Source organism: Streptomyces roseofulvus (assembly GCF_039534915.1).
Classification (GTDB): domain Bacteria; phylum Actinomycetota; class Actinomycetes; order Streptomycetales; family Streptomycetaceae; genus Streptomyces; species Streptomyces roseofulvus.
In genome coordinates this window covers 513250-525351 of the sequence record NZ_BAAAWE010000001.1, presented here as the reverse complement: position 1 = coordinate 525351, position 12102 = coordinate 513250, and the positions used below count along the sequence as shown (strand labels likewise).

Here is a 12102-nt window from a genome sequence, read left to right as displayed (position 1 = left end):
CGCGGTCCGCCGGCCGGGCTCGTATTCGGAAGGCGCCAACTGGTGGATCGCGGCCTCCGGCCTATGTCGGGGACCCATGCGCGAGGGGGTCGCTTCCCGCCACGTACGGCCGGAACATCGCCCTCCGGATCGACCCCGGATGGCGTCGGACGCGCCTCGGCCGTACGAATGAGCCAGGCAGATCGGCCGGTACGCGCCCTGCCCGGGGCCACGACCGGCCCCCCGGCTCCAGCGTTCCTCCAGCGGGACTCAAACGGAGGGACCGCTCCGCGACGCTCCCGGGCGCCCCGTCCGACACGCTTCCGGCGCCCGTGTCAAGCCTCTCGGCGCTCCTCCAATCGCCATTGAGTCCGCTGCGAGCCAATCCGCGCACGCTCGTCGCGTGGACACTTCCGATAAGGGCGACGCAAGGCTCTGCTCCGTCACGAACAGAGCTGAAAGCACCGGCGAAGGGGGACGCGGATGAATACGACGACGAATCGGCGTGTGGTCATCACGGGAATCGGGGTCGTGGCTCCCGGTGCCATCGGCGTGAAACCGTTCTGGGACCTTCTGACGGCAGGTCGCACCGCCACCCGCGCCATCACGGCTTTCGATCCCGCGCCCTATCGTTCCCGCATTGCCGCGGAATGCGACTTCGACGCCGCGGCGGCAGGTCTCACGCCCAGGCAGACGCGCCGAATGGACCGGGCCACGCAATTCGCGGTGGTCGCCGCGCGGGAGGGAATCGACGACAGCGGGATCGACCGCGAGGCCCTGGACGGCTCCCGGATCGGCGTGGTCATCGGCAGCGCGGTCGGCTGCACCACCAGCCTGGAGAACGAGTACGCCGTCGTCAGCGACAGCGGCAGCCGGTGGCTCGTCGACCACGCCTACGCGGTGCCCCACCTCTTCGACTACTTCGTGCCCAGCTCCATCGCCGCCGAAGTGGCCTACGACCGCATCGCGGCGGAAGGACCGGTCTCCCTGGTGTCCACGGGCTGCACCTCGGGCCTCGACGCCGTGGGCCGGGCCGCCGACCTGATCGCGGAGGGCGCCGTCGACGTGATGGTGGCCGGGGCCACCGAGGCGCCCATCTCGCCCATCACCGTGGCCTGTTTCGACGCGATCAAGGCCACGAGCCCCGACAACGACCGGCCGGCCGAGGCGTCCCGTCCCTTCGACCGCACCCGCCGGGGTTTCGTCCTCGGCGAGGGGGCCGCCGTCTTCGTCCTGGAGGAGCGGGAGCACGCCCGCCGCCGGGGCGCCCAGGTGTACGCGGAGATCTCCGGATTCGCCTCCCGCTGCAACGCCTTCCACATGACCGGGCTGCGGCCCGACGGGCGGGAGATGGCCGAGGCGATCAGGGTCGCGCTCGCCACCGCCCGCACCGAGCCGTCCGCCATCGACTACGTCAACGCGCACGGCTCGGGCACCAGGCAGAACGACCGCCACGAGACCGCGGCCTTCAAGGCGAGCCTCGGGGAGCACGCCTACCGGACACCCGTCAGCAGCATCAAGTCGATGATCGGACACTCGCTGGGCGCCATCGGCTCCCTGGAGATCGCCGCGTGCGCCCTCGCCATCCGCCACGACGCGGTCCCGCCCACCGCCAATCTGCGTGAGCCCGATCCCGAGTGCGACCTGGACTACGTCCCCCTGGAGGCCCGCTCCCTGCCGGTCGACAACGTCCTCACGGTCGGCAGCGGGTTCGGGGGCTTCCAGAGCGCCATGGTGCTGTCCGGATCCGGCGCCCGCGGCAGGGCGGCGGCGTGAACGCGGACACGGTGATCACCGGGATGGGGGTCCTGGCCCCCACCGGGCTGGGTCACGAGGAGCACTGGACGAACACCCTGAGCGGCGCCTCGGCGATCGGCCCCGTCACGCGGTTCGACGCCGAGCGCTACCCCAGCCGACTCGCCGGCGAGGTCGCCGACTTCGTCCCGGAGGAGCACCTGCCCAGCCGGCTCCTGCCCCAGACCGACCACATGACCCGGATGGCGCTGGTGGCCTCCGACTGGGCCCTCGCGGACGCGGGGTTCGACCCTGCCCTGCTCCCGGAGTACGGAGTGGGCGTCGTCACCGCCGCGTCGGCGGGCGGCTTCGAGTTCGGCCACCGCGAGCTGCAGAACCTGTGGGGCCGGGGGCCCGAGTACGTCAGCGCCTACCAGTCCTTCGCCTGGTTCTACGCCGTGAACACCGGACAGGTCTCCATCCGGCACGGACTGCGCGGCCCCGCCGGAGCCCTGGTCACCGAACAGGCGGGCGGCCTCGACGCCCTCGGGCAGGCCCGCAGGCAGCTCCGGCGGGGACAGCCCATGGTGCTCGCCGGAGCCGTGGACGGATCCCCCTGCCCCTGGGGCTGGGTGGCCCAGCTCAGCACCGACAGGATGAGCCGGGAGTCCGACCCGGCCCTCGCCTACCGGCCCTTCGCCGCCGACGCGGCCGGCTACGTGCCCGGGGAGGGCGGCGCCCTGCTCGTCCTGGAGAGCGAGGAGTCCGCACGGGCGCGCGGCGCCCGCCGTCGGTACGGTCGGTTGGCGGGCTACGCGGCGACCTTCGACCCGCCGCCCGGCTCGGGCCGCCCCGCGAACCTCGAACGGGCCGCCCGCGCCGCCCTCGACGACGCCGGGCTCGGGCCCGAGGACATCGACGTCGTCTTCGCCGACGCCGCGGGCACCCCGGAGCAGGACGCCGCCGAGGCCGACGCGCTGCGTTCCCTCTTCGGACCCCACGGGGTCCCGGTCACCGCGCCCAAGACCATGACCGGCCGGCTGAGCGCCGGAGGCCCCGCCGTCGACGTCGCCACGGCCCTCCTGGCGCTGCGCGACGGCGTCATCCCCCCGACCGTCCACGTCGCCCGACCGCTGCCGGACCACACCCTCGACCTCGTGACGGCCCCGCGCCGGGTCCCGCTCGCCGCGGCGCTGATCCTCGCCCGGGGACAAGGAGGGTTCAACTCGGCCCTGGTCGTCACGGCCCCGAACTGACCCCACCCGTCCCACCCCCACACCCCTGACAGGAGACATGGCGATCATGGACCGACTGACGACCGACAGGCTCATGGAGATCCTGCGCGAGTGCGCCGGCGACGGCGACGCGATCGAGACCGACCGCAGCCCCGAGGACATCGAGTTCGCCTCGCTCGGCTACGACTCCCTGGCCATGCTGGAGACACTGAGCCGTCTGGAACGGGAGTTCGGCGTGGCCCTCGACGAGCAGGAGTTCGCCGCGGCCGGGACCCCGGCCGAGCTCACCACCCTGGTCAACCGCGTCCTCGCCGAGGCCGCCTGACGGCGGGGGCGCACCCGCCGATCGGCGGATGGCCGACGGAGCGCCCCGGCTTCCACCCTGGAGGCATGACCCGACGCACCCAGGAGAAGGCGCCCTCCACCATCCGCCGGTCCCCGGCCGCCACGGTGACGCGAGAACCCGTCCGGCGGCCCACGAGCGGGTTCGGGGAGCTCCTCGTGACGGCGTCGGTGGCGTGCGGCCTCTGTCTGGTGGCCGCACGCCCTGATCTCCGCGAGGCCGTGGTGCACCTGATCGTCGCCACGGCCGCCGGACCCCCTCGCTGAAAGGAATCCTGTGAACACCGCATCCGCCCCGGAGGCGACGGGTGCCGAGTCCCTGCGCGTCCGCGAGACGCTCAGGGCGCTGTACACGTACATCCGCCCGCACCGCCGGACCGTGGCCCTGGGCCTGCTGTCGACGCTCGTGGGGGCGGCCGGCGGGCTGCTGCAGCCGCTGGCCACGAAGGCGCTGGTCGACCGGCTCTCGTCCGGCGGCACGCTCGCCACGGTCCTGTGGGCGCTGACCGTGCTGGTGCTGCTGAGCGCGGTGGCCGAGGCGTTCGGCGCGTACGTCCTGGAACGGACGGCGGAGTCGGTGGTCCTGGCCGCCCGCCGCAGCCTCGTCGGCCGGCTGCTGCGGCTGCGGCTCACCGCGGTGGACCGGACGCAGCCGGGCGATCTGATGTCCCGCGTCACCTCCGACACCACGCTGCTGCGGGCGGTGAGCACCCAGGCGGTGGTCAACGCCGCGACCGGGACGGTCACGCTGATCGCGGCCGTCGTGGTGATGGCCTTCCTCGATGTCGTCCTGCTCGGCGTCACGCTCGGCGTGGTCGCGGTCGTCGGCGCGGGCGCCGGCCTCGTGATGCCGAGGATCGGGCGGGCCGCCGAGCGCTCCCAGGCCGCGGTCGGCGAGATGTTCACCGACCTGGAGCGGGTCTTCGGCGCGTTCCGCACGGTGAAGGCCTCCGGCGCCGAGGAGCGGGAGACCGCCCGCGTCGAGGCGTCGGCCCGGCGGGCATGGCGGCACGGCGTGCGCGGCGCCAAGTGGGAGGCGCTGCTGGGGACCGCGGACAACCTCGCCGTCGAGTTGGCGTTCCTCGCGGTGCTCGCGGTCGGCGGGGCGCGCGTGGCGTCCGGCGACATTCCCGTCTCCACGCTCATCGCCTTCCTGCTGTACCTCTTCTCCCTCATGGAGCCGGTGTACAGGCTGGTCGAGGCCGCCACCGCGTACCAGGAGGGCGCGGCCGCGATCGCCCGGATCGCGGAGGTGGACCGCCTGCCGGCGGAGCCGCCGCCGGCGCACGAGCCGGTGCGGACCGAGGCGCGTCCGGCGTCGGTCCGCTTCGAGGACGTGTCCTTCCGGTACGGTCCCGGGCTGCCCCCCGTCCACCGCCAGGTGGACTTCGAGGTGCAGGGCGCCGGGATGACGGCCTTCGTCGGGCCGTCGGGCGCGGGCAAGTCGACGGTCTTCGCGCTCATCGAGCGGTTCTACGAGGCGACCGGCGGCCGCATCCTCGTCGACGGCAGGGACATACGGCAGTGGCCGCTGTCCGAACTGCGGTCCGTCATCGGGTACGTCGAGCAGGACGCACCCGTCCTGGCCGGCACGCTGCGCGAGAACCTGGTCTTCAGCGCACCGGGCGCGACGGACGACGACGTCCGCGCCGTCCTCGCCCGGACCGGACTCGACACCCTCGTCGACCGTCTCCCGCACGGCCTGGACACCCTGGTGGGCCACCGCGGCTCCAAGCTGTCCGGCGGCGAGCGCCAGCGCGTCGCGATCGCCCGCGCCCTGCTGCGCAGGCCCCGGCTGCTGCTCCTCGACGAGGCGACCTCGCAGCTCGACGCGGTCAACGAACTGGCCCTGCGGGACGTCATCGCCGAGACGGCACGGGAGACCACCGTCCTGGTCGTGGCCCACCGCCTGTCGACGGTGACCGACGCCGACCGCATCGTCGTCATGGACGCCGGCCGGGTCCGCGCCATCGGCACCCACGACGAGCTGGTGGCCGAGGACGCCCTGTACGCCCGACTCGCCGCGACCCAACTCCTGACCCCGGCGGGCGGCGCCGCCGGCTGAGGGGCCGGCCCCGGCGCTGCCGCCTCGTGAGCCAGGCCGAGCGCCGGTCGACGGGAGGCGGAGACGGGGCGGGCCATCGAAGACGGCCCGCCCCGGCCGGCGTCAGCGCACGTGCTTCGCGGGCTTCGTCGCGGCGTTGAGCAACGCCTCCAGCGGTCCGCGGCGGAAGAAGCGGGACCATACCGCGGCGAAGGCGATCGCCCCGAGGACGAACGTGAGCACGGGGATCCAGGACGTCTGGGTGCTCTCGCCGGCCGAGACCCCGAGCAGGGACTGGGCGACGAAGTGGCCGACGTAGGCCGTCAGGGACATGGTGCCCACGGCGACGACGGGCTTCGCCAGGGTGCGCAGGCGCGGCAGGCGGTCCATGAGCACCGCCGCACCGACGATGACGAGGATGGCGACGCCGACGCTGCCGATGATGTCGAAGGTGGTGCCGCTGTGCGGCCCGGCGGAGAGCAGTTCCGAGGCCGCCCGCCGCGGGGCCTCGAAGGATCCGCTGCCGGACGACGACGCCTTCTCGAACCCGGCGGACGACTTCCCGTCCTCCGCCATGCTGCGCAGCGCGTTCGGGCCCGCCAGCAGCAGCGACAGGCCGTACGCGCCGGCGGTCAGGGCGGCGCCGAGCGCGGCCAGGCACCGCTGGACGGGGACGGCCGACAGGTCGAGGCGGGCGAGCGCCATGCCGGCGACGACGAACGACATCCAGGTGATCGTCGGGTAGAAGCCGGTGAGCAGCAGGTCGAGCACGCCGACCTCGCTGATCCTCTTGAGCGGGTCGTAGGCGTCGACGGTCTGCCGGACGGACTCGCCGAGCAGCGCGTTCAGGAAAAACGCCAGCTGCGGCGTGACGAGCGCGAGCCCGGCCGCGGTGATCGCCAGTGCCTTGGCGGACAGCCGCAGCAGGGGCAGGGCGAGGAGGAAGTAGACGCCGTAGAAGCCCAGGATGATCACGCCCCCGTACTCCCGCGCCAGCACCGTTCCCAGCGCCAGCAGGATCACGGCGCGGAGCGCGATCCGGGCCTTCGCCTGCCGGCCGGCCAGGCCGGTCTTCGGCTCGCGGCGGCCCGCGATCAGCATCAGCGAGAACCCGGCGAGGGTGGCGAACAGGACCGACGAGTGTCCGTCGGCCAGATACCGGACCCAGGTGCCGACGCCGTGCGTGGACGACAGGGGCGGGCCGATGTGGACGACGTACATCCCGGACACCGCCAGGGCGCGGGCCAGGTCCACGCCGACCAGGCGCCCCGTCGACGAGGCGCCCGAAGGATTCCCGGCGGGGCCGGGCGAGGCTGCGGGTGGGGGAGCCGGGTGCTCCCGCGGAGCTGGGGTCGCCTGCGGAGGCTGTGTCTGTGTCATACGAGGAATCTCCCGGCGCGGTACCGAGGCGGACCATCCGGCAGCTTTCGGCGGCGCCCCCGCCGACCGGCCGGAGCACACCCCCCGACCGGCTGGAGCCGACCCGCCGGGTGTCCACGGGCACCGGGTGATCACGTCACCACGTACCCTGCCGGACGTACGGTCGACGTCAGGCGAGCCCGTACGAGCACGCGAAGCCCCGGGTGTACGGGTCGCCGAGCGGCGGGACAGCGCAGACGAGAGTGTGAGGCGGGACGCCGGTGGTCCGGGTGGTGGTGGTCGACGACGAGGCCCTGGTGCGGTCAGGCTTCGAGATGATCCTGAACGCGGCCGACGGGATCGAGGTCGTGGCGACCGCCCAAGGCGCCCAGGCAGCCGACGTGATCCGGCGCGAGCGGCCGGACGTCGTCCTCCTCGACATCCGCATGCCGGACGTCGACGGCCTGACCGTCCTGCGGCAGCTCCAGGAACTGCCCGACCCGCCGCACGTGGCCATGCTGACCACCTTCGACACCGACGAGTACGTCCTCACCGCCCTGCGCTCGGGAGCGTCTGGCTTCCTCCTCAAGGACAGCGAGCCGGAACAGCTCGCCCAGCTGGTCCGCACCCTGGCCGCGGGCGGCGTCGTGATGTCCCCGAAGGCGTCGCGCGCCCTGCTCCGCGGCCACCCGGGAGCCGGAGCGCCCCCGGACGCGGACGTCGCGCGCGTCGGCCTCCTCAGCGACCGGGAACGCGACGTCCTCGTGCTCGTCGCGGAAGGACTCTCCAACGCCGACATCGGCACCCGCATCCACCTGAGCGCGGGCACCGTCAAGGACCACGTCAGCTCGATCCTGACCAAGCTGCGGGTCTCCAGCCGCGTCCAGGCCGCGCTCCTCGCCGAGCGCGCCGGCCTGCTCACCCACGACGACGCCGCCGACGGCACGGCACGGGGCGACGGACGATGAGCACGGTCCGGACGGTCTGGCGGCGGCTGCCGCCCTGGGCCGTCGACACGGGACTTGTGGTGCTGGCCGCGCTCGACGCGTGGATCAACCTCGTGGGCGAGGGCACCCCCGTGATGTGGGCCTGCGCCGCCGCCGGCTCCGCCGGCCTGCTCCTGCGCAGACGCTTCCCGCTGGCCGTCTTCCTGCTGACCCTCCCCATGACCCTGTTCATGGACGTGGCCGTCGCGCCGATCGCCGCCCTGTACACGCTCGCCGCGGCCACCAGGAACCGCCCGCTGCTCGCCGGCTGCGCCCTGCTGAACGCCGTGGCGGCCACCCTCCTGTGGCCGATGTCCGACGCGTCCGACGGCGAACGGGCCTGGACGCTGGTTCAGTTCGTCTACACGTTGGCCACGGCCGTCGCCCCCGTCCTCTTCGGCCAGCTCGTCCAGGCCAGGCACGACGTGGCCCGCCAGCTCGTCGAGGTCGAGGAGGCCCGTGAGCACGAACGAGCCCTCCACGCCCAGACCGTCCTCGCCCGCGAACGCGCCCAACTGGCCCGCGAGATGCACGACGTCGTCTCCCACCAGGTCAGCCTCATCGCCGTCCAGGCAGGAGCCCTCCAGATGGCCGCCAAGGACCCCGACGCCCGCGAGGCCGCCCGCACCATCCGCACCCTGAGCGCGAACACCCTCGACGAACTCCGCCACATGGTCACCCTGCTCCGCGCCTCAGGCGGCAACGCCACCGAACTCACCCCCCAGCCCACCCTCGCCGACCTCCAGCAGCTCATCGCCAGCAGCGGCATCGAGACCACCCTGACCGGACGGCTCCCTTCCGAGATCAGCACCACCGCCCAGCGCACCGTCTACCGCACGGTCCAGGAAGCCCTCACCAACGTGCGCAAGCACGCCCCCGGAGCCCGCGCCGACGTACGCCTGTGGCACGACGCGCACCACTTCGGCGTCACCGTCACCAACACCGCCCCCACCCGCCCGTCCGTCGCCCTGCCCAGCGCCCGCCACGGCCTCATCGGCCTGAAGGAACGCGCCGAACTCCTCGACGGCACCCTGACCGCCGCCCCCACCCCGGAAGGCGGCTACACGATCGAACTACGGGCCCCCGCCCGGTCCGACTGACACCGCACCGGCGGGCCGCTCGCCTGCCGGGCCGAGGGTACGCGTGAACGCACCGTAGAGGGTCCAGACGGCGGCGATGTGCTTCTCGATGTCCAGCATCAGGTGTTTCGTTCCGTTCGAGGGGCTAGGTGGTCAGGGCCGCAGGGCGCAGCGGCGCGGCACGTCGAGGTCGGCCGCGCGGGCGTCGCTCACGGTCGGTCCTCCCTCATGAGCCGGTCGAGGGTTCGCCGGCCGCGGGCGGTGACCTCGGGGTGGTCGTTATCCGGGCCCCAGGCCAGGCAGTTGACCGCGTCGAGCGCGGTCAGGCAGCGCAGCGCGTGCCGTTCGGCGCCGGTGAGGTCTCGCCCGTACGCCTGGAGGAAGGCCTGCCGGCGGTCGGGGTGGTCGAGCCACTCGGTGGCGGCGAGGATGACGAGGTCCTGTACGCGGGCGGCGGGGCGCGTGCGCTCGAAGTCGACGAGCGCGAGCCCCGTCTCGGACCACAGCCAGTTCCGCGGCTGGTTGTCGCCGTGGATGGTGCCGAGCGGCACCGGTCCCACGCGGCGGAGCCGGGCCGCGTAGTCGCGTACCAGCTGCCGCTCGTCGCCGGTGAGCCGGTCCCCGGCACGGCCCAGGTACGTCTCCGCACCGTCGGCCGCGGCGGTCAGCGACGCTTCGGCCTCCGTCCGGTCGCGGGGGTCGAGCGGACCGGCCTCGTGGAGCCGGGCGGACAGCTCGCCGGCCTGTGCGTGCACGGCCCGCCACGTGGCAGCGGTCAGGTCCAGGCCCGGCGCCGGAGCACCGGGCGCCGCGGTGAGCAGGAGCGCCAAGGCGTCCGCACGGCTGTCGAGGAACTGGGGCGCCCGGTGGTGCCCGAGCGCGGGAACGACGTCTCGGTAGGCCCTCGTCTCGCGGGTGAAGAACTTGACCGAGGGCGACACCTTCACGTACTAGCGGCCGCCGCCCCCGCCCGCCAGCTCCCACACCCGGGAGCGGTGCCAGTCGTGCGATGCGTCGCGTACGGCCACGAGCGGGCCGGTGCGCCGCTCCGCCCAGCGCCGCACGAAGACGGGCAGGGATTTCGTCCGCCTCACGCCGAGCACCTCGCGCTCGGGTGCGATGCGGACGAGGAGCGGAAGGGGACGGCGGGGGCAGCGGTGAGGGACGGGGGCACGGGTCCTCCTTGACAGGCCCCGTCCCGCCGGGGCGGGACGGGGCGGGGCGGGGTCGGTCAGCGGTCCTGCGACAGTGTGAGGAGTTCGGCGAAGGTCCCGCCTCCGTGGGCCAGTTCGTCGTACCGCCCCTGTTCGGTGATCCGGCCGTGCTCCATCACGATGATGTGGTCCGCGATCCGGGTGTTCTCCAGGCGGTGGGTGACCACGAGGGTGATGCGGTCGGCGGCGATGGCCTTGATCTGCTCGAAGATCTGGTGTTCGCCGCGGGGATCCATCTGGGAGGTGGGCTCGTCGAGGATCAGCAGCTCGGGCCGGCGGTACAGGGCCCTGGAGCAGGCGATGCGCTGCCACTGGCCGCCGGAGAGTTCCGTGCCGCCCCACAGGTCCCGGGCGAGGAGGGTGTCGAGGCCGGCGGGGAGGTCCTCGACGGCGTCGCGCAGCCCGACCGCGTCGACGGCCTCCCACACCGGGGCGTCGTCGTGCGTCCGGGGCTGGCCCAGGGTGACGTTCTCGCGGACCCGCAGCGGCCACTGCGCGAAGATCTGCGGCACCAGTCCGGTGTGCGCCCACACCGTGGCGGGGTCCACCCCGGAGAGGTCGGTGCCGTTCCACGAGACGGTGCCCTTGTCCGGCAGGTAGACACCGGTCAGCAGGCGGGTGAGGGTGGACTTCCCCGAGCCGTTGGCCCCGACGATCGCGAGGATCTGGCCGCGCCGCAGGGTCAGGGACACGCCGTCGACGGCGGGCTTGTCCTTGCCCGGGTACTGGTACCCGACCTCTTCCAGCCGGATCTCGTCGACCGGGGCGGCGAGACGACGGGGACCGCGCCTCGGGGCACGGGCGGCGGCGCCGTCGAGGAAGGACTGCATGTCGCCCAGGTACAGGCTGGTGTGGAAGACCGCGGCGGCGCCGACGACCACCTGGGACAGCGCGGCGAGCGTGGTCTGCACGGCGATCACGGCCGTCGCCGCGACCGCGAGATCGATCCGACCGGACACGGCCAGCCACGCCAGCGCACCCCAGGTCGCCAGCAGGAAGACGCCACCGGCCACCGCCGACAGCAGGGCGATCCTCAGGGTCCGGGGCGCGGCGGCCAGACTGCGCCGGTCACACCGGTCGGACAGGGCCCGGTACCAGTAGACGAGGTAGTCCGTCATCGAGTTCGCGCGGACCTCGTCGCTGTACCGGGACTCGGTCGCCCACCAGCGCATCATCCCCCTCACGTTGCGGTCCGCCACGTTCGCGTAGTGGATCTCGTAGTCGACCCGCGCGCTCAGCACCGCGCCGGCACCGGCCGGAAGAACCGCGAGCAGGAGCAGCGGCAGCAACAGCGGGTTCAGCACCGACAGCACGCCCCCGGCGGTGACCATGCGGATCAGCGCCGACACGAACCGCTGGGCGTCGGTCACCATCACATGGGTCCGCGTCACCCCCATCTCGGCCGCCTCGCGCCGGTCCGCGAACCCGTCCTCCGCGTACGCCACCGCCTCCACCCGGCACACCGCCTCCACCAGCGCCGAGTCCGTCTCCGTCGTCAGCCGCGGCGTGACCCGCCGTTCCGCGTACGAGGACACGGCCCCGGCCGCACGGGCCAGCGCGGCGGCGACGGCCACCACCAGCAACGCGGGCAACGCGCCCCGCAGCCGCTCCCCGGCGGAGCCGGCCCCGAGGACGGGCACCATGGCGCGGGCGGTGGCCGTCAGCAGCACGGCGGCCGAGACGCCCGTGACCAACTGGCAGCCGACGAGCAACTGGACGGCCCGCCGGTCGGCCCGCCACGAGAGCCTCGCGATACGGCCCAGGACGGAGGGGATCTGCCCGCACATGCGCCGGAAGGACGCCGCGGCGAGCGGATTGACGCCGTGCGGCCCGCTGTAGGTGATCTCCGCGGGAGGGGGCGGGGGTGGTGCGGTCTGCTGCGCGTTCACGGGAGTCGAGGTCAACGGCGGGTCCTCCTGAGCGGTCGTGCGGCGCCTGTCGAGAAGCTCAACGACCCCCGCCGCAATATCGAACTGGTGTTTTTCGGACTCCGTCGGATCCCCGAGATTCGGCGCGTGTCGGAGGATGGAGGATGCACCGACCCGCGTCCCCCAAGGGGGCGGGTGGACAAGGCGGTTGGCCGAAACGCCGATGCCGCCGCCATCGGGGCGCGGGTGAACGACGGCCCCG

11 protein-coding genes are annotated in these 12102 nt (G+C 73.6%); 7 read left to right on the top strand and 4 right to left on the bottom strand.

Annotated features, from left to right (window positions below):
* The first annotated feature begins 462 nt into the window (after positions 1 to 462).
* From ABFY03_RS02565 to ABFY03_RS02545, 5 genes are all read left to right on the top strand, one after another.
* A complete protein-coding gene (locus ABFY03_RS02565; protein WP_346169027.1) occupies positions 463 to 1755 on the top strand; it encodes a beta-ketoacyl-[acyl-carrier-protein] synthase family protein in 1293 nt (430 codons plus the stop codon).
* Positions 1752 to 2969 carry a ketosynthase chain-length factor gene (locus ABFY03_RS02560; RefSeq protein WP_346169026.1) on the top strand — a complete coding sequence of 406 codons (1218 nt, stop codon included), beginning with the start codon at positions 1752 to 1754 and terminating at the stop codon, positions 2967 to 2969. Before ABFY03_RS02565 ends, ABFY03_RS02560 begins: the two co-directional genes overlap by 4 nt.
* A 46-nt stretch (positions 2970 to 3015) precedes the next feature.
* Complete coding sequence (locus ABFY03_RS02555; protein WP_346169025.1) at positions 3016 to 3273, top strand: acyl carrier protein; 258 nt, start codon at positions 3016 to 3018, stop codon at positions 3271 to 3273.
* Positions 3274 to 3338: 65 nt separating this feature from the next.
* On the top strand, positions 3339 to 3557 hold the full coding sequence (locus tag ABFY03_RS02550) for a hypothetical protein (RefSeq protein ID WP_346169024.1): 219 nt from the start codon (positions 3339 to 3341) through the stop codon (positions 3555 to 3557).
* A gap of 10 nt (positions 3558 to 3567) precedes the next feature.
* Entirely contained in the window at positions 3568 to 5355 is a 1788-nt protein-coding gene (locus ABFY03_RS02545) for an ABC transporter ATP-binding protein (RefSeq protein WP_346169023.1), read from the top strand.
* Between the two features lie 102 nt (positions 5356 to 5457).
* On the opposite strand, the gene ABFY03_RS02540 is transcribed toward ABFY03_RS02545, so the two are convergent.
* Positions 5458 to 6714 (bottom strand): DUF418 domain-containing protein, encoded by a 1257-nt coding sequence (locus ABFY03_RS02540; RefSeq protein ID WP_346169022.1) that lies wholly within the window; start codon positions 6712 to 6714, stop codon positions 5458 to 5460.
* A 260-nt stretch (positions 6715 to 6974) separates the two neighbouring features.
* Here ABFY03_RS02540 and ABFY03_RS02535 point away from each other — a divergent pair, with 260 nt between their 5' ends.
* Together ABFY03_RS02535 and ABFY03_RS02530 are read left to right on the top strand one after the other, a co-directional pair.
* Complete coding sequence (locus ABFY03_RS02535; protein ID WP_346169021.1) at positions 6975 to 7661, top strand: response regulator; 687 nt, start codon at positions 6975 to 6977, stop codon at positions 7659 to 7661.
* On the top strand, positions 7658 to 8779 hold the full coding sequence (locus tag ABFY03_RS02530) for a sensor histidine kinase (protein ID WP_346169020.1): 1122 nt from the start codon (positions 7658 to 7660) through the stop codon (positions 8777 to 8779). The genes ABFY03_RS02535 and ABFY03_RS02530 overlap by 4 nt, the downstream gene beginning before the upstream one ends.
* A gap of 188 nt (positions 8780 to 8967) precedes the next feature.
* Here the strand turns inward: ABFY03_RS02530 and ABFY03_RS02525 are convergent, their stop codons facing one another.
* The 3 genes from ABFY03_RS02525 to ABFY03_RS02515 all read right to left on the bottom strand — a co-directional run bounded on the left by ABFY03_RS02525 (position 8968) and on the right by ABFY03_RS02515 (position 11759).
* Complete coding sequence (locus tag ABFY03_RS02525) at positions 8968 to 9699, bottom strand: phosphotransferase (RefSeq protein WP_346169019.1); 732 nt, start codon at positions 9697 to 9699, stop codon at positions 8968 to 8970.
* Between the two features lie 9 nt (positions 9700 to 9708).
* Positions 9709 to 9852: a hypothetical protein gene (locus tag ABFY03_RS02520; RefSeq protein WP_346169018.1), complete on the bottom strand. Its 144-nt coding sequence runs from the start codon at positions 9850 to 9852 to the stop codon at positions 9709 to 9711.
* Between the two features lie 137 nt (positions 9853 to 9989).
* Positions 9990 to 11759 carry an ATP-binding cassette domain-containing protein gene (locus tag ABFY03_RS02515; protein ID WP_386723758.1) on the bottom strand — a complete coding sequence of 590 codons (1770 nt, stop codon included), beginning with the start codon at positions 11757 to 11759 and terminating at the stop codon, positions 9990 to 9992.
* Positions 11760 to 12102: the final 343 nt, after the last annotated feature.

Coding starts and splice junctions, on each gene's coding strand:
- ABFY03_RS02565 (WP_346169027.1), top strand. CDS start 463: ATGAATACGACGACGAATCGGCGTGTGGTCATCACGGGAATCGGGGTC.
- ABFY03_RS02555 (WP_346169025.1), top strand. CDS start 3,016: ATGGACCGACTGACGACCGACAGGCTCATGGAGATCCTGCGCGAGTGC.
- ABFY03_RS02550 (WP_346169024.1), top strand. CDS start 3,339: ATGACCCGACGCACCCAGGAGAAGGCGCCCTCCACCATCCGCCGGTCC.
- ABFY03_RS02540 (WP_346169022.1), bottom strand. CDS start 6,714: ATGACACAGACACAGCCTCCGCAGGCGACCCCAGCTCCGCGGGAGCAC.
- ABFY03_RS02530 (WP_346169020.1), top strand. CDS start 7,658: ATGAGCACGGTCCGGACGGTCTGGCGGCGGCTGCCGCCCTGGGCCGTC.
- ABFY03_RS02515 (WP_386723758.1), bottom strand. CDS start 11,759: ATGTGCGGGCAGATCCCCTCCGTCCTGGGCCGTATCGCGAGGCTCTCG.